This is a genomic window from Buttiauxella sp. JUb87, assembly GCF_004361975.1.
Lineage (GTDB): Bacteria > Pseudomonadota > Gammaproteobacteria > Enterobacterales > Enterobacteriaceae > Buttiauxella > Buttiauxella ferragutiae.
The window spans coordinates 1-23,345 of record NZ_SNVY01000016.1; the positions used below are offsets into that span (position 1 = coordinate 1).

16 protein-coding genes are annotated in these 23,345 nt (G+C 50.7%); 12 read left to right on the forward strand and 4 right to left on the reverse strand.

The window, feature by feature from the left end:
• Window positions 1-135: 135 nt before the first annotated feature.
• The 3 genes from EC843_RS23875 to mutH all read right to left on the reverse strand — a co-directional run bounded on the left by EC843_RS23875 (window position 136) and on the right by mutH (window position 2,368).
• A complete protein-coding gene (locus tag EC843_RS23875; protein WP_133523167.1) occupies window positions 136-1,176 on the reverse strand; it encodes an NADP(H)-dependent aldo-keto reductase in 1,041 nt (346 codons plus the stop codon).
• A 155-nt stretch (window positions 1,177-1,331) separates the two neighbouring features.
• Window positions 1,332-1,550 carry a YgdI/YgdR family lipoprotein gene (locus EC843_RS23880; RefSeq protein WP_064543789.1) on the reverse strand — a complete coding sequence of 73 codons (219 nt, stop codon included), beginning with the start codon at window positions 1,548-1,550 and terminating at the stop codon, window positions 1,332-1,334.
• Window positions 1,551-1,681: 131 nt separating this feature from the next.
• Complete coding sequence (gene mutH / locus EC843_RS23885; RefSeq protein WP_133523168.1) at window positions 1,682-2,368, reverse strand: DNA mismatch repair endonuclease MutH; 687 nt, start codon at window positions 2,366-2,368, stop codon at window positions 1,682-1,684.
• A gap of 686 nt (window positions 2,369-3,054) precedes the next feature.
• Between mutH and rppH the strand changes: the two genes are divergently transcribed.
• From rppH to recD, 12 genes are all read left to right on the forward strand, one after another.
• Window positions 3,055-3,585: an RNA pyrophosphohydrolase gene (gene rppH / locus EC843_RS23895; protein ID WP_034457550.1), complete on the forward strand. Its 531-nt coding sequence runs from the start codon at window positions 3,055-3,057 to the stop codon at window positions 3,583-3,585.
• Between the two features lie 12 nt (window positions 3,586-3,597).
• On the forward strand, window positions 3,598-5,844 hold the full coding sequence (gene ptsP / locus EC843_RS23900; RefSeq protein WP_064543797.1) for a phosphoenolpyruvate--protein phosphotransferase: 2,247 nt from the start codon (window positions 3,598-3,600) through the stop codon (window positions 5,842-5,844).
• A gap of 172 nt (window positions 5,845-6,016) precedes the next feature.
• Window positions 6,017-6,892: a prolipoprotein diacylglyceryl transferase gene (gene lgt, locus EC843_RS23905; protein ID WP_064543799.1), complete on the forward strand. Its 876-nt coding sequence runs from the start codon at window positions 6,017-6,019 to the stop codon at window positions 6,890-6,892.
• A gap of 6 nt (window positions 6,893-6,898) precedes the next feature.
• The gene (gene thyA, locus EC843_RS23910; protein ID WP_064543801.1) at window positions 6,899-7,693 is read left to right on the forward strand and encodes a thymidylate synthase; all 795 of its coding nucleotides are present in this window, start codon (window positions 6,899-6,901) and stop codon (window positions 7,691-7,693) included.
• A 184-nt stretch (window positions 7,694-7,877) separates the two neighbouring features.
• Window positions 7,878-8,351, forward strand: coding sequence for a prepilin peptidase-dependent protein (locus tag EC843_RS23915; protein ID WP_133523169.1), 474 nt, complete (start codon window positions 7,878-7,880; stop codon window positions 8,349-8,351).
• Entirely contained in the window at window positions 8,342-8,902 is a 561-nt protein-coding gene (locus tag EC843_RS23920; RefSeq protein ID WP_064543805.1) for a prepilin peptidase-dependent protein, read from the forward strand. Before EC843_RS23915 ends, EC843_RS23920 begins: the two co-directional genes overlap by 10 nt.
• The gene (locus tag EC843_RS23925) at window positions 8,899-9,333 is read left to right on the forward strand and encodes a YgdB family protein (RefSeq protein WP_133523170.1); all 435 of its coding nucleotides are present in this window, start codon (window positions 8,899-8,901) and stop codon (window positions 9,331-9,333) included. The genes EC843_RS23920 and EC843_RS23925 overlap by 4 nt, the downstream gene beginning before the upstream one ends.
• Window positions 9,315-9,656: a prepilin-type N-terminal cleavage/methylation domain-containing protein gene (locus tag EC843_RS23930; RefSeq protein WP_133523171.1), complete on the forward strand. Its 342-nt coding sequence runs from the start codon at window positions 9,315-9,317 to the stop codon at window positions 9,654-9,656. The genes EC843_RS23925 and EC843_RS23930 overlap by 19 nt, the downstream gene beginning before the upstream one ends.
• Window positions 9,657-9,663: 7 nt before the next feature.
• A complete protein-coding gene (gene recC / locus EC843_RS23935) occupies window positions 9,664-13,038 on the forward strand; it encodes an exodeoxyribonuclease V subunit gamma (RefSeq protein WP_133523172.1) in 3,375 nt (1,124 codons plus the stop codon).
• A 210-nt stretch (window positions 13,039-13,248) separates the two neighbouring features.
• A complete protein-coding gene (ptrA, locus tag EC843_RS23940; protein WP_064543812.1) occupies window positions 13,249-16,134 on the forward strand; it encodes a pitrilysin in 2,886 nt (961 codons plus the stop codon).
• 167 nt (window positions 16,135-16,301) lie between these two features.
• Window positions 16,302-19,862, forward strand: coding sequence for an exodeoxyribonuclease V subunit beta (recB, locus tag EC843_RS23945; protein ID WP_133523173.1), 3,561 nt, complete (start codon window positions 16,302-16,304; stop codon window positions 19,860-19,862).
• Entirely contained in the window at window positions 19,859-21,694 is a 1,836-nt protein-coding gene (gene recD / locus EC843_RS23950; RefSeq protein WP_133523174.1) for an exodeoxyribonuclease V subunit alpha, read from the forward strand. Before recB ends, recD begins: the two co-directional genes overlap by 4 nt.
• A gap of 155 nt (window positions 21,695-21,849) precedes the next feature.
• On the opposite strand, the gene argA is transcribed toward recD, so the two are convergent.
• A complete protein-coding gene (argA, locus tag EC843_RS23955; RefSeq protein WP_064543818.1) occupies window positions 21,850-23,181 on the reverse strand; it encodes an amino-acid N-acetyltransferase in 1,332 nt (443 codons plus the stop codon).
• Between the last annotated feature and the right edge of the window lie 164 nt (window positions 23,182-23,345).

A 23,345-nucleotide genomic window follows, 5' to 3' on the forward strand; every position in this document is an offset into this window, starting at 1 on the left:
CCGTTTGCAGGAATTAAAGAGATAACTGAACGCACGGGTGAACGGAAAACCTGCGAGGCTAACAGATCTCGCCCTGACAAGATTGCCAGAGCGAGTTGTGTATAAGAGACAGCGGGCTGAGAGGGGAATTTCAGATTACGGTGCCGGGTAAGTATAAATCCGGTTCACCGCTTCTAACTCTTCAAGAACATCTTCACTTAAATCCAGATGCAGGCTTTCAAGGTTGGTTTTCAACTGCTCAAGCGTAGTTGCGCCCAACAGTGTGCTGGCAACAAACGGCTGACGGCGAACAAAAGCCAAAGCCATTTGGGCGGGATCCAGATTGTGTCGTTTAGCGACATCGACATAAGCCGCAACTGCATGCTGAGTTTGTTCACCGCTGTAGCGTGTGAAACGACTAAACAGTGTGTGGCGCGCACCTGCAGGTTTGGCTCCGTTGAGATATTTCCCGGTCAGTGTGCCGAACCCCAGGCAGGAATAGGCCAGCAGCTCAACACCTTCACGCTGAGTGATCTCCGCCAGCCCCACTTCAAAGCTGCGGTTTACCAGACTGTACGGGTTTTGGATGGTGACAATGCGCGGTAAATCATGTTTTTCAGCCAGTTGCAGGTAACGCATAACGCCCCACGGCGTTTCGTTGGATACACCGATGTAGCGGATTTTCCCGGCACGCTGGAACTCAGTCAGTGCTTCCAGGGTTTCAAGCAATGTGACCGGCACTGCGTTATCGGTCCACGTATAACCCAGCTTGCCAAAGCAGTTGGTGGCGCGTTGCGGCCAGTGAACTTGATAGAGATCGATATAGTCGGTTTGCAGACGCTTCAGGCTGGCATCCAGCGCATCACGAATGTTCCTGCGATCCAGCATTTGGTTTGGGCGAATGCCAACATCATTATTGCGGCTTGGGCCGCTGACCTTGGTGGCAATGATCAGCTTCTCGCGATTCGCGCGCTGCTTTAGCCAGTTACCGACATAGGTCTCTGTTAACCCTTGTGTTTCCGGGCGTGGTGGGACAGGGTACATTTCTGCGACATCAATCAGGTTAACGCCCTGGTGTACTGCGTAATCAAGCTGTGCATGTGCGTCGGCTTCGCTGTTTTGCTCACCAAACGTCATGGTTCCCAACCCTAGCGTACTTATTTCAAGGGAGCTGTGGGAGATACGGTGATATTGCATAGCCGCTTTCCTTATTCTTATGTCTTATCGGTCAGGCGAGCGCCCGACAAAAAATGGACTATAAACATGGCAGAGGGGGAGCAAAAGCGGAAGAGGGTAAGTGAAGAAAAAGTGTTACAGGCCAGCGAGGCGCTGACCTTTAAAGGCTGTATTTTCTAGCGTTCAATGATTTGTGAAACATCATCGCGATTAATTTGCATCTCGTTGCCTTGCTGATCGCGATAGCTGACTAAGCCTGTGTCGTCATCGACTTTGGGTTTCCCGTCAGTCAGGATCATACGGCCATCTTTGGTCGCCATCACGTAATCACTGCTACAACCGGAAACCGCAAATGCCAGACCGACAGCGGAAATAAGAACTGCCCATTTTTTCATCGTTATTCGCCTCGTGTGGTTTGGTATGACCTATACAGTCTAGTAATAACTCGACTAGCCAGAGATGATAAGCAGTAAATTCTTAAAAGAAACAGAAGGGAAGCCAGAATCAGGGGGCAAGCCAAATGAATCTACAACGAGAAATGATTAGCTAGCAGAGCCGCTGTAAAGTTCTTTTTTAGATAAAAACCGCGTGGTAACGTCCGAATTGGTGCGCCGTCGGCACCCACCGCATCAGTTAACGCTTTACTGTTGGCAGCTTTCGGACGCAACTGCAGTACTTCACCATGACGGGCAGTGATACGTTCGACCTGGCCCAGCACAATTAAATCCATCAACTCTTCCCAATCCAAACGTAGCTGCCGCTCTTCCTCTGCTGAAGGTGCCCACAATAATGGTGAGCCGATATGCCTTTCCGCCAGCGGAATTTGCCGCTCTCCTTCAACAGGGATCCACAGCACGCGTTTTAGCTTGTGGCGCACATGGCTGGTTTCCCAAACCACGCCAGTATTGCCGGTGAGTGGGGCAACACAAACAAAAGTGGTTTCCAGTGGGCGACCAAGTCTATCAACCGGGATGGTTTTTAATTCGATACCTAGTGCTGCGAAATCTTGCTCGGGTTTGCTCCCAGCACTGGCACCCAGCCACAATTCAAGTAGAACCCCGATCCAACCTTTGTCACGTTTCAGATCTTTAGGGATCGGCAAATCGGCTAACGTCGCCAATTCACCCAGCGTATATCCCGCGAGTTTCTGGGCTTGAGCCAGTAAAATCTGTTCGTTTTCTGGAGGGTTAAGTAAAGGACGAAGTGCTTCCATTGTGCCTGATTGCCGATCGGTTAAAAAATGAACGTGGTTTACCCACAAGATGGAAATAGTTTAGCGTGTCGGGGGTAAGAATGGCAATGTACTGATTTTGAATCATTTTTATCGTCAAAAAGGAAAGGTTTTGGATTCTGTAAAAACCTTTTCCCATTCTGGTCACTGGCAATGAACAGGATCTTACACTGGGTTATCCACAGAAAAATGGGATAACTGGTAAAAAAGCTCACTACTGGTTCGATTTACAGCCTTGACTGGGGGGTAAAACCCATTTTTTCACCAGTTTGTGACTAACTTGTTGGCACAATCTGTGGATAAAAACGTCATTGGTCGATCTTTCATCAGTGTGAGGTTCTGGCATGTGACGATCGTCACACTTCCTGGGTGTAAGTTGATATATCATTGGTTATCTAACTGAAATTTATGTTTTTTTTATTTATGAAAATCACGATGAATTTAGACTTATCCTAAGTTGTCCCGAGAGTATCAGGTAGTTCTTCACAGTTATATCCACAGAAAAAGTGAATAAACCCCATGCTCCAAACTGGCTAATGTTTATAACTCGGTCATATTTTGTGAGTTATTCAATTGTTATTCCTTCTTGCAACCGTTACACAGTGGTTTACCGTCTAGCGCTTGTATGAAACAATCGCCCTAATCTAAGTTTGTTTTGAGGTAGTCCGGTGATCGATGATGATGGCTACCGCCCGAATGTTGGTATCGTAATCTGTAATCGGCAGGGTCAAGTGATGTGGGCCAGGCGTTTTGGTCAACATTCCTGGCAGTTTCCGCAAGGTGGCATCAATCCTGGCGAATCCCCGGAACAGGCAATGTACCGGGAGCTTTTCGAGGAAGTGGGGTTACAGCGAAAAGATGTCCGAATACTCGCCTCGACCCGAAACTGGTTACGTTACAAGTTACCTAAACGTTTGGTGCGTTGGGACACAAAGCCGGTTTGTATCGGCCAGAAACAAAAATGGTTTCTCTTGCAGTTGATCAGCAGCGATAACGATATCAATATGCAAACCAGTAGTACCCCAGAGTTTGATGGCTGGCGTTGGGTTAGCTATTGGTATCCGGTTCGTCAGGTTGTCTCCTTTAAACGCGATGTTTATCGTCGGGTGATGAAAGAGTTTGCCAGCGTCGTAATGCCGCTGCAGGAAGTTGCGCCACCACGTAATAACGCGCCTGCCTGGCGACGTAAAAGAGGTTAAGTCACGCGAAAAATGCTCACCCGTTTGCGAGAAATAGTCGAGAAGGTTGCCAGCGCTCCGCGCCTCAATGAGGCGCTGGATATTCTGGTTACAGATATCTGCCTTGCGATGGACACCGAGGTATGCTCGGTTTATCTCGCAGATCATGACCGGCGTTGCTTTTACCTGATGGCGACGCGCGGCCTTAAAAAGCCGCGTGGTCGCACCATAACACTCGCATTTGATGAAGGCATTGTCGGGTTGGTCGGGCGCCTTGCTGAGCCGATAAACCTTGCTGATGCGCAAAAACACCCGAGCTTTAAATATGTTCCCGCAGTAAAAGAGGAACGTTTTCGAGCCTTCCTTGGGGTGCCAATCATCCAACGACGCCAGTTATTGGGTGTGCTGGTGGTGCAACAACGTGAGCACCGGCAATATGATGAAAGCGAGGAGTCCTTCCTCGTCACACTCGCCACACAAATGGCCGCCATCCTCTCTCAATCACAGTTAGCCGCCTTATTCGGCCAGTACCGCCAGACACGTATTCGGGCATTGCCTGCATCGCCGGGCGTGGCGATTGCTGAGGGCTGGATGGATTCGACGCTCCCGTTAATGGAGCAAGTTTCTGAAGCGTCGACACTGGATACCACGCTTGAGCGAGAGCGCCTTACTGCCGCACTGGAAGAGGCGTCTAACGAGTTTCGCCGCTACAGCAAACGCTTTGCAGCTGGGGCTCAGAAAGAAACGGCAGCTATCTTTGATCTCTATTCGCACCTGTTAACCGATGCCCGGCTTCGTCGAGAATTATTCGAAGAAGTGGACAAAGGCTCGGTTGCGGAATGGGCAGTTAAAAAAGTTATCGAAAAGTTTGCGGAGCAATTCGCAAGCCTGACTGACGGCTACTTAAAAGAACGTGCAGGCGACCTGCGTACCCTCGGCCAACGCTTGTTGTTCCATCTCGATGACACCATTCAGAGTGCGAACACGTGGCCTGAACGCTTTGTCTTAGTGGCCGATGAGTTATCCGCAACCACGCTCGCCGAGTTGCCGCAAAACCGCCTGGTTGGTGTGGTGGTGCGCGACGGTGCGGCAAACTCCCATGCCGCCATCATGGTACGTGCGTTGGGCATCCCAACAGTTATGGGGGCGGATATTCAGCCTTCGGTATTGCATCGCCGTACTTTAATTGTCGATGGCTACCGTGGTGAATTGTTGGTTGACCCGGAAACGGTGCTGTTGCAGGAATACCAGCGCCTCATTACCGAAGAGAACGAACTTACCCGCCTGGTAGAGGATGACGTTGATAGCCCGGCAGCGCTGAAAAGCGGTGAGCGTGTCCAGGTGATGTTGAATGCAGGTCTGAGCCCTGAACATGAACAACTGCTTGGCAGCCGCATTGATGGCATTGGTCTGTATCGCACCGAAATCCCGTTCATGCTGCAAAGTGGTTTTCCATCGGAAGAAGAGCAAGTCGCCCAGTATCAGGGGATGTTGCAAATGTTTAACGATAAGCCCGTCACGCTGCGAACGCTTGATGTGGGGGCGGATAAACAATTGCCATACATGCCAATCAGTGAGGAGAACCCGTGTCTTGGCTGGCGTGGGATCCGCATCACGCTTGACCAACCCGAAATTTTCCTGGTGCAAGTGCGAGCTATGCTGCGTGCCAATGCTGCCACTGGCAACCTGAGTATTCTGTTGCCGATGATTACCAGCATCGATGAAATAGACGAAGCGCGTCGTCTGATAGACCGCGCTGGGCGCGAAGTAGAAGAAGTACTCGGTTATGAATTACCAAAACTGCGTATTGGCATCATGGTGGAAGTCCCATCAATGGTGTTCATGCTGGGCCATCTTGCCAGCCGGGTTGACTTCATCTCTGTCGGTACTAATGACCTGACGCAATATTTACTGGCCGTTGACCGTAACAATACCCGCGTCGCAAGTCTGTATGACAGCCTGCATCCGGCTATGCTGCGCGCATTGAATCACATTGCCAAAGAAGCTGAACGTCACGGCATCGATCTCTGTCTGTGCGGTGAAATGGCCGGCGACCCAATGTGTGTTGCGCTGTTGGTTGGCATGGGTTATCGCCATTTGTCGATGAACGGCCGTTCAGTGGCTCGTGTTAAATATTTGCTGCGCCACATTAGTCTGGAAGAGGTGCAATTGCTGTCACAGCGTAGTCTTGAGGCTCAGCTAGCGACAGAAGTGCGCCACCAGGTCGCGTCTTTCATGGAGCGTCGTGGTATGGGCGGTTTGATTCGCGGCGGGCGCTAAGGCGCCTGTCGTTTCCTTTCACTTCTGGTATTACATATCTTTTACAACTTCCGCGACTTAACCCTGGTGCCCTTTGTGCTATGATCCGCTGCTTTCGGAGCGCATCCGCACAGATGCGTACTTGCAACCCATCGTCGGCTTTCGGTGGGGTAACAATGGTTTGTGGTGACAGATGAATAGTGGCTATCTGCATTTCCCTGAATTTGACCCAGTGATTTTTTCCATTGGGCCAGTCTCTTTGCACTGGTATGGCGTGATGTACCTGGTCGGCTTCGTGTTCGCCATGTGGCTTGCTGGCCGCCGTGCCAATAAACCAGGCAGCGGTTGGACGAAAGATGAAGTCGAAAACCTGCTGTATGCTGGCTTCCTGGGGGTATTCCTCGGTGGGCGCCTTGGTTATGTGTTCTTCTACAACCTGCCTACTTTTCTTGCCGATCCACTGTACCTGTTTAAAGTCTGGGATGGCGGCATGTCCTTCCATGGCGGGCTGGTCGGTGTTATCTGCGTAATGATTTGGTTTGCGCGCCGCACTAAGCGTTCATTCTTCCAGGTTGCTGATTTTATCGCACCGCTGATTCCATTTGGCCTGGGTGCGGGTCGCCTTGGCAACTTCATCAACGGCGAACTCTGGGGCCGCGTCGATCCGAGCTTCAAGTGGGCCATGTTATTCCCGGGTTCTCGCAGTGAAGATATTGGCCTGCTGGCGACACACCCGGAATGGCAGTCGTTGTTTAACACCTACGGTGTCTTGCCACGCCATCCTTCCCAGCTTTACGAAATGGTTCTGGAAGGTATCGTACTGTTCATTATCTTGAACCTGTATATCCGCAAGCCACGTCCGATGGGGGCCGTTTCCGGCTTGTTCCTGATTGGCTACGGTGCATTCCGTATTATCGTTGAATTCTTCCGCCAGCCAGATGCGCAGTTTACCGGTGCGTGGGTTCAGTACATCAGCATGGGGCAAATCCTCTCGATTCCGATGATTGTGGCCGGTGTGATTATGATGGTTTGGGCGTATCGTCGCCGTCCACAGCAACAGCTTTCGTGAGGAAACATGCAACAATATCTTGATTTGATGAAACATGTGCTGGAAAACGGCACACCAAAAGATGACCGTACCGGCACGGGTACGTTGTCGGTTTTCGGTCATCAAATGCGCTTCAATTTGCAAGATGGTTTCCCTCTGGTTACCACTAAACGCTGCCATTTACGCTCCATCATTCATGAACTGCTGTGGTTCCTGAAAGGCGATACCAACGTTGCCTATTTGCACGAAAACAACGTCTCCATCTGGGACGAATGGGCAGATGAAAATGGTGATCTCGGTCCAGTTTATGGCAAGCAGTGGCGCTCATGGGCAACCCCTGATGGCCGCCATATCGACCAGTTAACCACCGTGATCAACCAGCTTAAAAACGACCCAGATTCGCGCCGTATTATTGTTTCGGCGTGGAATGTGGGTGAACTGGATAAAATGGCGTTAGCTCCGTGCCATGCGTTCTTCCAGTTCTACGTGGCTGACGGCAAACTTTCTTGCCAGCTCTACCAGCGCTCGTGCGACATTTTCCTGGGTCTGCCGTTTAATATCGCCAGTTATGCTTTGCTGGTGCATATGATGGCGCAGCAATGTGGCCTTGAAGTGGGGGATTTTGTCTGGACGGGCGGTGATACGCACCTGTACAGCAACCACCTTGAGCAAACTCGCCTGCAATTAACACGTGAGCCGCGAGCACTGCCAAAACTGGTAATCAAACGTAAACCTGAATCTTTGTTTGACTACCGTTTCGAAGATTTCGACATTGAAGGCTACGATCCGCACCCAGCGATCAAAGCACCTGTCGCTATCTAACGAGTCACAGCCTGCCATAACCGGTGCCATTTGTGCGCCGGTTTTTTTTGCCTGTGCAATGGTATTGCGAGCCTCCTTCCAGCACTTCTGCAACCTAAAGCAACCACCAATCTTTCCTTCGAGAAGCCTCGAGAATCAAACGTTTGCCAGTAGCCAGGAATTTTATGGCTGGCACACTGCCGCCATGAAAACAAAACAGTACGGATTTAGCCTGATAGAAATGATGGTGGTGATGGCCATTGTCGTGATACTTAGCGCGGGCGGAATGTACGGCTGGCAACAATGGCAACAACAGCAGCGCATGTGGATAACCATCCAACAGATTCGTCATTTATTCGAACAGCTGCGCAGTGATGCCTCCTGGCATAATCGTGACCATTTACTCACGGTGAATCGTCACGGGAAAACGTGGTGCCTGTCCAGCAAGCTCATTGAAGCAACCCAATGCCTGTCTACAGGGCGGTGGCGGTTGGTTCAACCTTTTGCTGATGTCGATATTACCGAAGTAACAGCAGGGCTTGGATTTTATGGCATCAGAAGTACCGCCTGGCCGGGCCACGTTACGTTGCAAAGTGCGACAGGAAAATGGCGCGTGGTGCTCTCAGCTCAGGGGCGGATCCGGGTGTGTGACGTGACAGGGAGTAACAAATGCAGCTAAACCAGCAGGGATTTACCTTACTTGAAACGCTCATCGCGATGGCTTTAAGTAGCATTGTCTTGCTGGGGGCTGGCCGTTTATTTCCGGTGCTCCAACGCGCGGTATTACAACAATATCAAAAAGAAACAGTGCAAGAATCGTTGTGGCAACTGGCGTTTAGTTTGGGGAAACAGCTACAGCGGGCGGGTTATTGCCACGGAAATTGTACGGGGCAGGGGCTGGTGCTGAGCAAAGGGGGAGAATGCGTTTTGTTGCAATGGGATAGCAACAGCAACGGACGTTGGGAACCTGCTAGTCATGCACAAACAGAACAGACAGGTTTTCGGCTCAATGGTACTGACCTGGAAGCTTTACGCGGAGCGACTCGTTGCGAAGGTTCTGGCTGGGAAAAATTATCCGATCCAGCCACGATGGTGATACAGAAATTTACTGTTACCCGTTTGGCACGCCAGGCCATGTCATCTCTGTTGATTATCGATCTCGCTGCAGCCTCCAAAAGTGGTCGAAATCCAGTGTCTCTGCGTCATATAGTCGTGGGGTATAACCAGTGAACAAGCGGTTCGAACGGGGTAACGTCACCCTCGGGTTTGTCCTGTTACTGTTCGCTTTGGGGATGCTAATACTGAGCGGATTACAGCAGCAGTTAAGCCACCAAAAATTTCTGGTCGCCAGTGAGGTCGGTTTTCTTAAACAATATGCCAGTGCTGTCTCGGCTCAATCCTGGGGGAGTCAGTTATCGTGGCAACCACAGCAATCCTGGCATTGCCAGCAACAGACCGAAAACGGCTGGAAAGCCTGTGTGCGAATGCAAGAAAAAAATGAAGCTGTTATGGCGGCATTCGGTATTGTCTCTGGGCAAAAAACGCCACTGATTCTTTGGGAATGGGGAATACTGGTCAACTCACGCTGGTCAGCAGTGCCGCATGGCTGGCTGGATTTCTGCCCGTTTGATGAGGTGACACGATGCCAGCTTCCCCAATGAAATCATTACAGCGAGGCTTTAGCCTGGTGGAAGTGCTTTGTGCTATGGCATTGTTTTCTGTGGTGATGTTGGCTTTACTTGGTTATCACCGGGTGTTGCAGCAGGGTTTTCAGTCTCAGTGGCAATTCCGACAACTTTGGCGGCTTGCGGTGGAAATGAGTGAACCAGAATCGCCCTTACCAACTGATGAATGGAAAGTCAGTCGGCAGCAGACATCCACGGCTGGATGTGTCAGCATCGACGTTACGATTAAGAGTCCGGCAGGGCGAACTGGGCAGTTGTCACAGTTACATTGCCTGAAGAAAGAGAAAAATCAGGAGTAGCGATTCTATGTTGCGTGTTTACCATTCCAACCAGCTGGATGTGCTTGAAGCAATTATGGAATTTATTGTGGAACAGCGACCCTTGCCAGATCCCTTCGAGCCCGAAGTGGTATTGGTACAAAGTACTGGTATGGCGCAATGGCTACAAATGACGCTGGCGCAAAAATTCGGTATCGCGGCAAACATCAGCTTCCCGCTTCCGGCGAGCTTTATATGGGATATGTTTGTGCGCGTGCTGCCAAATATCCCTGAGCAAAGTGCATTCAACAAACAAAGCATGAGCTGGAAGTTAATGACGCTCATCCCGACAATGCTGGAACAGAGCGAGTTTGCCCTGCTTAAACAGTATCTTGAAGAAGATGACAACGGTCGAAAACTCTCTCAGCTAGCTTCAAGAATTGCTGACCTTTATGACCAGTATTTAGTTTATCGCCCAGATTGGCTAAGCCAGTGGGAAAAGGGAGAACTTGTCGACAATGTGGGCGAAGCTCAATTGTGGCAGGCTCCGTTATGGGCGGCTTTGGTGCGCCATACGCAAGAACTTGGGCAACCAGAATGGCACCGTGCCAATCTGTATCAACGTTTTATTAAGGCTCTTGAATCTGCCAGCGAATGCCCGCCAGGTTTGCCATCCCGGGTCTTTATTTGTGGGATTTCAGCGTTACCACCTGTTTACCTTCAGGCGCTGCAAGCCCTGGGTAAACACATTGATGTGCACTTGCTGTTTACCAACCCTTGCCGCTATTACTGGGGCGATATTAAAGACCCGTCTTATCTTGCCAGGCTTATCAGCCGTCGCCGTCGCAAACACACTCAGGAAGACATTACGCTGCCACTTTTTAAAGACAGCAATACGGCTTCTGCACTGTTCAACGACGACGGTGAGCAAGATATTGGCAACCCATTACTGGCCTCGTGGGGGAAATTAGGGCGAGACTACACATACTTGTTGGCCGAGCTGCAGCATTTCGAAGAAATAGACGTTTTTGTCGATATCAAACCTAATAACCTGCTGCGTAATTTGCAGTTCGATTTGCTTGAGTTACAAAACAATGCGGTCACAGGACTTACCGTCGAAGAGTTTGAACACAGTCATAAGAAACGTGTCCTTGCTCAAGAAGACCATTCCGTCACCTTCCACGAGTGCCATAGCCCGCAACGCGAAGTAGAAGTGTTGCATGATCAATTGTTGGCGATGCTGGATGCTGATCCAACGTTGACACCGCGCGATATCATCGTGATGGTGGCTGATATCGACAGCTACAGCCCGTTTATCCAGGCCGTATTCGGTAATGCCACAGGCGAACGTCGTTTGCCATTTGCGATTTCTGACCGGCGGGCAAGACAAGCTCACCCGGCGCTACAAGCATTTATCGCCTTACTTTCACTACCTGACAGCCGCTTTGCCGCACAGGATGTTCTTGCTCTGCTTGAAGTTCCCGCACTGGCTGCCCGTTTCTCCATTAATGAAGAAGGGCTGCGTTATTTACGCCTGTGGGTGAATGAATCAGGTATCCGTTGGGGTATTGATGACGACAACGTTCGTGAATTAGATCTTCCGGCTACCGGGCAACATACCTGGCGCTTTGGTTTAACGCGCATGTTGTTGGGTTATGCAATGGATAGTCAGGCGGGTGAGTGGCAGTCGATCCTTCCTTATGATGAATCGAGTGGCTTAATCGCTGAACTCGTAGGGCAACTGGCTGAGCTGTTAATGCAGCTGAACATTTGGCGGCGCGAGTTATCTGTGGCGCGTCCATTGGCAGAATGGACGACCGTTTGCCGTGACATGTTGGCGAGCTTCTTCCTGCCTGATACCGAAACAGAAGGTGCTCTGGCGCTGATTGAACAGCAGTGGCAAGACATCATCAAATATGGTCTTGAGTCGCATTATCAGGAAAGCATCTCCTTAATTTTATTAAGAGAGGAGCTGGCGCAGCGGCTAGATCAAGAGCGTATTAGCCAACGTTTTCTGGCTGGGCCGATTAACTTCTGCACCTTGATGCCGATGCGTTCTATCCCGTTCAAAGTGGTGTGCTTGCTTGGCATGAATGACGGGGTGTACCCACGCGCGTTGGCACCACTTGGCTTTGATTTAATGAGTCAGAAGCCTCAGCGCGGCGACCGTAGCCGCAGGGATGACGATCGGTACTTGTTCCTCGAGGCACTTAACTCAGCACAATTGCGCTTCTATATCAGTTATATCGGGCGCTCTATTCAGGACAACAGTCAGCGCTATCCTTCTGTATTAGTTGATGAACTCCTGGATTACATCGCCCAAAGCCATTGCTTGCCGCAAGACACTGAACGAACCTGCGATGACAGCAGTGAGCGTGTGAAAAAACATCTGGTTCAGCAGCATAACCGTACCCCATTTGAGGCGGGGAATTTTATCCCTGGTCTATCGGCACAAAGCTATGCCAGGGAATGGTTGCCTGCCGCCAGCGAGCAAGGGGAAGCACAGGTTCCGTTTATTCAGTCATTACAAGAAGTTGTTCATGACGTCATCACTCTGGATCAACTACAACGTTTCTGGCGACATCCGGTGCGTGCCTTTTTCCAGATGCGTTTGGGTATCAATTTCCGTCTTGAAGAAACTGACCTCCCTGATGCGGAACCTTTCACATTAGATAGCCTTGAACGCTTCCAGATGAACCAGGAATTACTGAATACGCTGGTTCAGGAAGATGACACTCAGCAATTATTCCGCCGCTACCGGGCTGCTGGCCTCTTGCCATATGGCGCTTTTGGCGAAATTTTATGGGAAAGCCAGTTAACAGAAATGGAAGAACTGGCGCAAAAAGTGAGAGCCGAACGGCAAAATGGCAACAGCCAGGAAGTGTCGCTGCTCATCGATGGAACAAGTCTGGAAGGCTGGCTGTCGGATGTGCAGGAAGACGGCCTGCTGCGCTGGCGGCCATCAATCCTCAACCCAGCACATGGTTTGCAATTGTGGATTGAGCATGTGGTTTGGTGTGCGATGGGGGGGAGTGGTGAAAGCCGTTTGTTCGGGCGGGATTCGACCGAGTGGAAGTTCCCCTCACTTGATGTTGAGCAGGCAAAAAACTATCTCCAGCAACTTATTGATGGTTATCGGAAAGGGTTAACGCAACCGCTACTCCTCCTCCCAATTAGTGGGGGGGCGTGGATAAAAGCCTGTTACGAACCGGCGAATGATGCCATTTTATGGGACGAGCAAACGCAACAGAAAGCCAAAAGTAAGCTATTGGCCGCCTGGGAAGGGAATCAGAGAGTCGAAGGTGAAGGGGCCGATATGTGGCTACAACGCTTGTATCGAACGCTGGAACCTGACTACTACGAAGCCATCATTACCGAGGCTGAGCGTTACTTGCTGCCGCTGTATCGTTTTAACAAAGCATAAAGTCCAGTATAAAAATTGCACAATTTCGTGGGTTCATCTATGATGCGCAACTTGCTCAGGATTGGCGAAAAAAGCATCAATTAAAATAACAAATTTGTTTGAAAATTGTTAATGATGAGTGAGTTATACCTTTTGTACTGTAGATCACAGGCATACATAGCATGTGAAGTATGACGGGTATAGGAAGTTTCGTGATTATGAGGTTCGTGAATGCCTAGATGTAGCACCTGGTTAAAACCGCTTTTCTTGTTAGTCGCTCTTTGGGCACCATTAAGTCAGGCAGACACGGGTTGGCAACCCATCCAGGAAACTATCCGTAAAAGTGAGAAAGACACTCGTCAATATCAGGCTGTACGTCTTGATAACGGTATGACGGTTCTGCTGGTATCCGATCCGCAAGCCGTTAAATCATTGTCTGCGTTAGTGGTTCCGGTTGGATCCTTAGAAGATCCCGACGACCATCTTGGCCTGGCTCACTATCTTGAACATATGACGCTGATGGGCTCTAAAAAGTATCCCGAGCCGGATAGCCTGTCAGAGTTTCTCAAAAAGCATGGTGGCAGCCATAACGCCAGCACCGCAACTTACCGCACCGCGTTTTACCTTGAAGTGGAAAACGATGCGCTAGAAGGGGCGGTCGATCGTTTGTCTGATGCTATCGCTGAGCCAAACCTCGCCCCAGAATATGCTGAACGTGAACGCAATGCGGTCAATGCCGAGCTGACTTTAGCCCGTGCTCGTGACGGTATGCGCATGGCGCAAGTCAGTGCCGAAACCATTAACCCTGCCCACCCTGGCTCACGTTTTTCCGGTGGTAATCTGGAAACTCTGCGCGACAAACCTGGCAGCAAGTTGCTGGATGCGCTGGTGGCTTTCCGTGATAAATATTATTCCGCAAACCTGATGAAAGCGGTTATTTACAGCAATAAGCCATTGCCTGAATTGGCAAAGATTGCTGTGGAAACCTATGGACGGGTGCCGAATAAAAATATCGAACGGCCGAGCATTGACGTGCCCGTCGTGACAGACGCACAAAAAGGCATAGTGATTCACTACGTGCCGGCATTGCCGCGCAAAGTGGTACGAGTTGAATTCCGAATCGACAACAATAGCGATAAATTCCGCAGCAAAACCGATGAATTGATTGGCTATTTGATTGGCGTCCGTAGCAACAACACCCTCTCTGATTGGCTGCAAAAGCAAGGCCTTGCAGACAGTATTCGTGCCGACTCCGATCCTATAGTTAACGGCAATAGCGGCGTGTTCGCCATTTCCGTGTCATTGACGGATAAAGGTCTTGCCCAACGTGATGAAGTTGTGGCGGCTATTTTCAGCTATTTAAATCAATTGCGTGAAAATGGTGTCGATAAAAGCTATTTCGATGAGCTTTCCCATGTGTTGGATCTCGACTTCCGTTATCCGTCAATTAGCCGCGATATGGATTACGTGGAATGGTTAGCTGACACCATGCTGCGCGTTCCGGTTGAACATACGCTGGATGCCGTAAATATTGCCGATCAATACGACCCGGCAGCCATCAAAGCTCGGCTGGATATGATGACGCCACAGAATGCGCGCATCTGGTATATCAGCCCGAAAGAGCCACATAACAAAACCGCTTATTTTGTCGAAGCGCCTTATCAGGTCGATAAAATTACCCCACAAGTATTCAGCGACTGGCAGCAAAAAACCGCGGCAATTAAGCTGGAATTGCCTCAGTTGAACCCGTACATACCGGACGATTTTACGTTGGTTAAACCAGAAAAAACCTACGCTCACCCTGAGCTGTTGGTGAAAGAGCCTGGTTTACGCGTGCTGTATATGCCAAGCCACTATTTTGCCAGCGAGCCTAAAGCTAATGTGACGATGGTGCTGCGTAATCCACAGGCCATGGACAGCGCGAAAAATCAGGTGCTATTTGCCCTGAATGACTATCTGGCGGGAATTGCCCTGGATCAGTTAAGCAACCAGGCTGCGGTGGGGGGCATTGGTTTCTCAACCAACGCTAACAGTGGTTTGATGGTGAATGCCAATGGCTACACCCAACGTTTACCGCAGCTTTTTGAAGCGCTGTTAAAGGGTTACTTCTCCTATACACCGACCCAGGAACAACTGGATCAGGCGAAGTCGTGGTATACCCAAATGATGGATTCGGCAGACAAAGGCAAAGCTTACGATCAGGCTATTATGCCGGTGCAAATGGTGTCGCAGGTGCCTTATTTCCAACGTGAAGTTCGCCGTGCGCTGTTGCCAGAGCTGACCTTGAAAGATGTGCTTGATTACCGTGACGCCTTAAAAACCAATGCGAAACCTGAGTTTTTAGTGCTGGGTAACATGTCTCCTGAGCAGGCAAAAGAGCTGGCGCATAACGTACAAAGCCAGCTTGCCACCAAAGGAAATGAATGGTGCCGCAATAAGGACGTGCTGGTGGATAAACAACATTTAGCGATGTTCGAAAAGGCGGGTAGCAGCACGGATTCAGCGCTGGCGGCGATTTACGTGCCGAAAGGTTATGATGAAACCGTAAGTACCGCTTACAGCTCAATGTTAGGGCAAATTATTCAGCCGTGGTTCTACAACCAGTTACGCACTCAGGAGCAGTTGGGTTACGCAGTGTTCGCCTTCCCGATGTCGGTTGGGCGTCAATGGGGGGTTGGTTTCTTGCTGCAAAGTAACGACAAACAACCTGCATATCTGTACCAACGTTTTAAGGCGTTTTACCCAACAGCCGAGCAAAAGCTGCGTAGCATGAGTCCTGAGGATTTTGCGCAAATTCAGCAGGGCATGATCAGTGAAATTATGCAGGCACCGCAAACCTTGTCTCAGGAAGCTTCGCAACTGAGCAAAGATTTCGATCGCGGAAACCTGGACTTTGATTCGCGTGATAAAGTAGTCGCCGAAATTAAAAAGCTGACTCCGCAGAAACTGGCTGATTTCTTCCACCAGGCCGTGATTGAGCCGCAAGGAATGGCAATTTTGTCGCAAATTTCTGGCAGCAACAATGGCAAGGCAGAGTACGCCGCTCCGGAAGGATGGAAAACCTGGAAGGAGGTCAGCGGGTTGCAACAGTCGTTGCCGCTCGTAGAATCTAAGTGATATACCCGTCATCCTTCAAGCTGCAGGGTGTTGGCTGCACTCACAAACCCCAGTCGCTTACTTAAGTAAGCTCCCGGGGATTTGCTCCCTTGCCGCCTACCAGCAGCTCGAATGCTAACGGGTATAGCAGCCAACACACCTGCAATTTGAAAGACAAAGGGTAAATAATGACCGGAACCACGCAGCCTCTTAATCCCCTGAGTTTACCTTTGACGGGGGAGAGGCTGATTGAAGCCTCTGCCGGTACCGGAAAAACATTCACCATTGCAGCGCTGTATTTGCGCCTGTTACTTGGCCTGGGTGGGAAAAATGCCCATCCTCGTCCACTCTCCGTCGAAGAATTATTGGTCGTAACGTTTACTCAGGCTGCGACCGAAGAACTCCGTGGCCGTATTCGTGCCAATATTCATGAATTACGTATCGCCTGCGTTCGTAACCGTACTGAAAATCCCCTGTTCCAAAGCTTGCTGACGGAGATCCCCGATCTTCACCAGGCTGCACAAATTTTGCGTCTTGCTGAACAGCAAATGGACGAAGCCGCCATCTTTACCATCCATGGTTTTTGCCAAAGGATGCTCAGCCTGAATGCCTTTGAATCAGGCATGTTGTTCGAGCAACAGCTTATTGAAGATGAATCGCTGTTGCGCCGCCATGCATGTGCTGATTTCTGGCGTCGCCATTGTTACCCACTGCCAAAGCCGGTAGCGCAGGTGATGGCTGAGGAGTGGGCGGGGCCTGAAGAGTTGCTCCGGGATATAAATAGCTGGTTGCAAGGTGAGCAGCCGGTACTGAAGCAACCGCCTGCCGATGATGAAACGCTGCTGGCGCGTCACCAAAAGATCATCACTGCGATTGAGGATGTAAAAGCACAATGGCGTGCAAGTGCTGACGACATCGTGCAGATTCTCAGTGAAGCGAAAATTGATCGCCGTAGCTACAGCAGTAAAAACTTACCTAACTGGTTGAATATTGTTGGCACCTGGGCGCAAACAGAAACCACGACCTATAAATTGCCCGAGCAACTAGAACGATTCTCTCAATCGATGTTGGATGAGAAAACAAAAGAAGGTCAGCCGCCACAGCATCCGGTTTTCAGAGCAATTAACTCGTTATTAGGCGAACCGCTGACGCTGCGTGATTTAGTCATTGCCCGCGCGATGGCGGAAATCCGTTATACGGTTCAGCAGGAAAAACGCCGTCGAGGGGAGCTGGGATTCGACGATATGCTGACTCGCCTCGATGAAGCTTTGCATAAACCCGGTGGTGATGCGCTAGCTGCTGCTATTCGCGGGCGCTTCCCGGCGGCGATGATTGATGAATTCCAGGATACTGACCCGCAGCAATATCGCATCTTCAGGCGTTTGTATATCAATCAGCCGGACACCGCGCTATTGCTTATTGGCGACCCAAAACAGGCGATATATGCATTCCGTGGCGCGGACATTTTTACCTATATGAAAGCGCGTCATGAGGTAAGTGCCCACTACACGCTCGACACCAACTGGCGCTCATCTCCAGGGATGATAAGCAGTGTGAATACCCTGTTCCAGCAGCTGGATAATCCCTTCTTATTCCAGCAAATTCCTTTCTTAGCGGTGAAAGCCGCAGCCAAAAATAGCGGTCTGCGTTTTACCCTCAAAGGTAAAAATCAGGCGGCGATGTCGTTCTGGGCGCAATCGGGCGATGGCTGCGGAGTGAGTGATTACCAACAAACCATGGCGATGCAGTGCGCGCAGCAGATACGGGATTGGTTAAGCGCCGGGCAGCGCGGCGAAGCGTTGCTGTGGAAGGGGGAAGAATCGCGACCGGTACGGTCATCGGATATTACTATTCTGGTTCGAAGCCGTGGCGAGGCGTCTATTGTGCGCGAAGCCCTGGCGAGCCTGAACATTCCGTCCGTCTATCTTTCAAACCGCGACTCGGTATTCGCAACACCGGAAGCGCGTGAAATTTTGTGGATTTTGCAGGCGGTGCTGGCTCCAGAAATGGAAACCGCACTGCGCAGTGCAGTTGCGACCAGCATGTTTGGCCTTGATGCCCGCATGATTGAAGCGCTAAACGAAGATGAAAACGCCTGGGATCAACTGGTCGAGGAGTTTTCAGAGTATCGGCACATTTGGTTGCGTCGGGGCGTCATGCCCATGTTACGTGCGCTCATCGCCCGCCGCCAAATTGCCGAAAATTTACTGGCAACGCCAGGTGGCGAGCGCCGTCTGACCGATATTCTGCACATCAGCGAATTGCTACAAGAAGAAGCCTCACAGACTGACAGCGAACATGCTCTGGTCCGTTGGTTGGCGCAGCAAGTTGCCGAACCTGATAGCAACGCCTTCAGCCAGCAATTACGTCTTGAAAGCGACCGCCATTTGGTACAAGTCGTCACCATTCACAAATCGAAAGGGCTGGAATACCCGCTGGTCTGGTTACCGTTTATCGCCAACTATCGTGCGCAGAACAGCGGTTTGTATCACGACCGTTCTACATTCGCGCCGTTGCTGGATTTAAGCGACGATGCTGAAAGCCTGAGTCTCGCTGAAGAAGAGCGCCTGGCAGAAGATTTACGTCTGTTGTATGTGGCTCTGACTCGTTCTATCTGGCATTGCAGTCTCGGTGTTGCCCCGTTGTTTAAAGGGAATCGCGCCAAAAAAGGAGCCAGTGACCTGCATCTTGGGGCATTAGGTTATCTTCTGCAAAAAGGTGAAGCGAAAGATGCTGCGGGTCTTCAGGCTTGTTTGCAGGAACTGGCGAGCGAGTCGATTAGCATTGAAGAACCAGGGTCTGAGGATTTCACGCCATGGCAACCCGTGAGTGCTGAACTTCCGCAACTTAGCGCCCGAATGATGAAAAGACAGGTGGCGGATAACTGGCGTGTGACCAGTTATTCCGGTTTGCAACAGCATGGCAGTAGCCTGGCACAGGATTTATTGCCGCGACTGGATGTCGATGCTGCAGGGGTTGCGCCGGTACAAAGTGAGTCATTACTCACTCCGCACACCTTCCCTCGCGGGGCCGGACCTGGCACATTCCTGCATAGTTTATTCGAAGGCATTGATTTTACTCAGCCACTTGATGAAACGTGGATGGCTAAGCAGTTAGACGAACAAGGTTTTGGTGAGAAGTGGCAGCCGGTGTTAACCGACTGGTTAAGCACAATTTTACAGGCTCCGTTGAATGAAACGGGCGTGTCTCTCAACCAATTAACGCCACGAGAGAAACAGGTCGAACTGGAATTTTATCTGCCGATTGAGAGTGATTTACAGGCCACGCAACTGGATACCCTGGTGCGTGAATATGATCCGTTATCGTCAGGTTGCCCACCGTTAAACTTCAGGCAAGTGCGTGGCATGCTGAAAGGGTTTATCGACCTGGTATTCCGCTGGCAAGGGCGCTATTACCTGCTGGATTATAAATCGAACTGGTTAGGCGAAGACAGCAGTGCTTACACTCAGGAAGCTATGGCTTCGGCAATGCAATCTCATCGCTATGATCTGCAATATCAGTTGTATACCCTGGCGCTGCACCGTTATTTGCGCCACCGCATTGCTGATTATGACTACCAGACTCATTTCGGGGGAGTCATTTATCTTTTCTTGCGCGGTGTTGAAAGCCACGGCTCGTCGCAGGGGATTTTTGCCACCCGCCCTGATGAACAATTGATTGTGAAAATGGACGCACTCTTTGCAATGAAAACGGATGTCGCGGCACAAACGGACGAGGTGACGCCATGAAAATGTCTGAGCTGTTACAGCAGGCTGTCGAGCAAAAGCTGTTGCGCGCACTCGATGCGCAGTTTGCCATGATAATTGCCGGTGACGAGCAACCCGCCGTGATGCTGGCCGCCGCGTTAGTCAGCCATGATGCCGGTGAAGGTCATGTCTGCATTCCTCTTTCTCGTTTAACGCCCGAGTTCTGTTTTGCCGGGCGACAACCCGATTTTGCAGAGCAACTGTTTTCCCTGGCTGCACTAAAGTCCGGCTGGCGCGAGGCGCTGCTTGCTTCTGAAGCAGTGAGTGAGCATGAAGGTGCTACGCCGCTGAAGCTGATTGGTGAGCGGCTGTACCTCAATCGGATGTGGCAAAACGAACTGTCGGTAGCACGATTTTTTGGTGAGGAAAATCGTGCTATTACTCTCGACGGAACACAGGTCATCCACGTTCTGAATCAACTGTTTGAACCGATGGCTGATATCGACTGGCAAAAGGTGGCGGCAGCTGTCGCCCTGACTCGGCGCATTTCTGTGATTTCTGGTGGGCCGGGAACCGGCAAAACCACTACAGTTGCCAAATTGCTCGCCGCCCTGGTGCAGCTTTCGGATGACAAACCTTTGCGTATCCAACTTGCGGCACCCACCGGGAAAGCTGCGGCGCGGCTGACGGAATCGCTGGGTTCGGCCTTGCGCCGCTTACCGCTGGATGACGCGCAGAAAGCGGCATTACCGAACGACGCCTGTACGCTGCACCGCTTACTGGGAGCGCAACCCAACAGCCAACGCTTGCGTTACCATGCCGGGAATCCTCTGCATCTTGATGTGCTGGTGGTTGATGAAGCTTCGATGGTCGACTTGCCGATGATGGCGAAATTGATCAACGCAATGCCTGCCCATGCGCGCGTGATTTTCCTCGGCGACCGTGACCAACTGGCTTCAGTAGAAGCGGGTGCGGTGCTTGGCGATATATGCCACTTCGTCACGCACGGATATTCACCGGAGAGAGCCACTGAGTTAAGCCACCTGACGGGCTATTCACTGCCTGCGGGTGAGGGCAGCCAGGCGAGCGTATTGCGTGATGGGCTTTGTTTGCTGCAAAAAAGCTACCGCTTTGATAGCAAGTCCGGCATTGGGCAACTGGCGTTTGCCGTTAACGCCAGCGATGTGAAGCAGGCCAGAGAGGTCTTCTCAAAAGGTTTTGGTGATATTTCGAAACAGCCGCTCCGTGAGACTGAAGATTATGCGCGGATGATTGCCGACACGGTGGAAGGTTATCGGCCCTATCTTGAGTTGATGCGTAGCCATGCAGATCCCGCGGTGATTCTTGACGCCTTTGGCCGTTATCAGTTGTTGTGTGCGTTGCGGGAGGGGCCGTTTGGCGTTAGTGGCCTGAATAACCGTATCGAACTGGCACTGATTCAAAAACGATTGATTGAGCGGCCAAACCCGACGGTATCGCGCTGGTATAACGGCAGGCCAATTATGATTTCCCGTAACGACAGTTCGTTGGGGTTATTCAACGGCGATATTGGTATTGCTCTGGACATGGGGGAGGGGCTGCGCGTCTGGTTCCCGATGCCGGATGGCAACATCAAATCTGTGCAGCCGAGCCGTCTGCCTGGCCATGAAACCGCATTCGCCATGACGGTGCATAAATCTCAAGGGTCGGAATTCGAGCACGCCGCACTGGTTTTGCCAAATCAATACACCGCAGTGGTGACGCGTGAGCTGGTCTACACCGCAATCACTCGTGCTCGCAATCAATTGTCTTTGTACGCCGATGATCGGGTGTTAGAAAAAGCGATTGTAACGAAGACGGAACGTCGTAGTGGATTGATGGACAGTTTTAGCTAGCCTTTTCAGGGCTAGCTTAGGGTGCTGACAAAGAAGGAAAAAACGTGGTTTTTCCTTCTTTGTGGTTATTAGCCGAAAATCAATAAATTGATTTTCCTTGTTTTTTATTTGGTGATATATGTTCGCTTTGCGAAAGAATAAGGTTTGTCATCAACCTAAGCTAAATCAGCCATCAACACTTTCGAGCGGCGCTGGTAGTTGTACATCTCTTTTTTGCTTTCTGGCAGCAGTTCAACATCAACCGGCATAAAGCCCCGTTCCTGGAACCAGTGAATGCTCCGGGTTGTCAGCACGAACAGTTTGCTCAGCCCCATTTGACGGGCTTGCGTAGCAATACGCTGCAACAAAACTTCACCGCGTGATGAACTGCGATAATCAGGATGAACTGCAACGCAGGCCATTTCACCAATGCCCTCTTCCTGGAACGGATAGAGTGCAGCACAAGCGATGGTCAGGTTGTCGCGCTGAATAATGGTGAACTTGTCGATCTCCATTTCCAGCTGCTCACGCGAGCGGCGCACCAGAATCCCTTGTTGTTCCAGCGGACGAATCAGCTCCAGAATACCGCCGATATCGTTGATGGTGGCACGACGAATTTGCTCCGCACTCTCCATCACAATCTGCGTACCAATACCATCGCGGGAGAACAGTTCCTGCAACAGCGCACCATCTTCTTGATAACTGATTAAATGACTGCGACGCACGCCGCTGCGACAGGCTTTCACTGCACCACGCAGAAAACGCACGGTGCCAGAGTGATAGTCCCCGGCTACTTCAAGCTCTTCAATGCGTTTTTGTGCATCGTTAGGGAACAGTTCTGAAACGATATTGCCGTTGTCATCGATAACGCCCTGAGAAGAGCAGAAGCCAATCATTTTTTCGGCTTTCAGTTTGACCGCCAGTTGCGTGGCAATCTCTTCTGAAGTGAGGTTGAAGCTTTCGCCCGTGACGGAAACCGCGACCGGGCCCATTAGTACGATTGCGCCGTTATCAAGCTGACGGTGAATGGCTTCTTCGTCGATACGACGAACACGGCCACTGTGGCAATAATCCACGCCATCATCCACGCCCAACGGTTGCGCAATAATAAAGTTGCCGCTGACGACGTTGATATGCGCCCCTTGCAACGGTGTGTTGCCAAGGCTCATGGACAAACGTGCTGTGATATCCAGTTGCAATAATCCTGCTGCCTGTTTTACCAGCTCAAGGGTTTTTGCATCAGTGACACGCGTATGTTTGTGATAGATAGGTTCATGATTATGCGAAGCCAGATTGGCATCTATTTGCGGGCGCGCGCCATACACCACCACCAGACGAATTCCCAGGCTGTGTAACAGCCCAATATCATTGACGATACTGGAAAAGTTCTCGTGTTCAATGGCTTCGCCGCCAAGCATAATGACAAACGTTTTTCCCCGATGGGCATTTATATAGGGAACAGAATGGCGGAATCCCTGTACCAGTTCGGTTCTACGTTCCTTCACCACGGCAAGCCCTCGCTGCATGATTATTCGTAATTTCTGTATTTTTATTCTTTTATTGCTTCAGGTGCAAGCAGGATTTACCGCAAAGCAGAAATTTCTGCATCTGGCTTGTCAGGGGCTTGATTGCGAATGTTTACCCTTTTATGAGTGACAGTATGGGGATGTTT

Excerpts from the sequence above, each read along its gene's own strand:
- EC843_RS23875 (WP_133523167.1), bottom strand. The coding sequence starts at position 1,176 with ATGCAATATCACCGTATCTCCCACAGCTCCCTTGAAATAAGTACGCTA.
- EC843_RS23880 (WP_064543789.1), bottom strand. The coding sequence starts at position 1,550 with ATGAAAAAATGGGCAGTTCTTATTTCCGCTGTCGGTCTGGCATTTGCG.
- mutH (WP_133523168.1), bottom strand. The coding sequence starts at position 2,368 with ATGGAAGCACTTCGTCCTTTACTTAACCCTCCAGAAAACGAACAGATT.
- ptsP (WP_064543797.1), top strand. The coding sequence starts at position 3,598 with ATGCTCACCCGTTTGCGAGAAATAGTCGAGAAGGTTGCCAGCGCTCCG.
- lgt (WP_064543799.1), top strand. The coding sequence starts at position 6,017 with ATGAATAGTGGCTATCTGCATTTCCCTGAATTTGACCCAGTGATTTTT.
- thyA (WP_064543801.1), top strand. The coding sequence starts at position 6,899 with ATGCAACAATATCTTGATTTGATGAAACATGTGCTGGAAAACGGCACA.
- EC843_RS23915 (WP_133523169.1), top strand. The coding sequence starts at position 7,878 with ATGAAAACAAAACAGTACGGATTTAGCCTGATAGAAATGATGGTGGTG.
- EC843_RS23920 (WP_064543805.1), top strand. The coding sequence starts at position 8,342 with ATGCAGCTAAACCAGCAGGGATTTACCTTACTTGAAACGCTCATCGCG.
- EC843_RS23930 (WP_133523171.1), top strand. The coding sequence starts at position 9,315 with ATGCCAGCTTCCCCAATGAAATCATTACAGCGAGGCTTTAGCCTGGTG.
- recC (WP_133523172.1), top strand. The coding sequence starts at position 9,664 with ATGTTGCGTGTTTACCATTCCAACCAGCTGGATGTGCTTGAAGCAATT.
- ptrA (WP_064543812.1), top strand. The coding sequence starts at position 13,249 with ATGCCTAGATGTAGCACCTGGTTAAAACCGCTTTTCTTGTTAGTCGCT.
- recB (WP_133523173.1), top strand. The coding sequence starts at position 16,302 with ATGACCGGAACCACGCAGCCTCTTAATCCCCTGAGTTTACCTTTGACG.
- recD (WP_133523174.1), top strand. The coding sequence starts at position 19,859 with ATGAAAATGTCTGAGCTGTTACAGCAGGCTGTCGAGCAAAAGCTGTTG.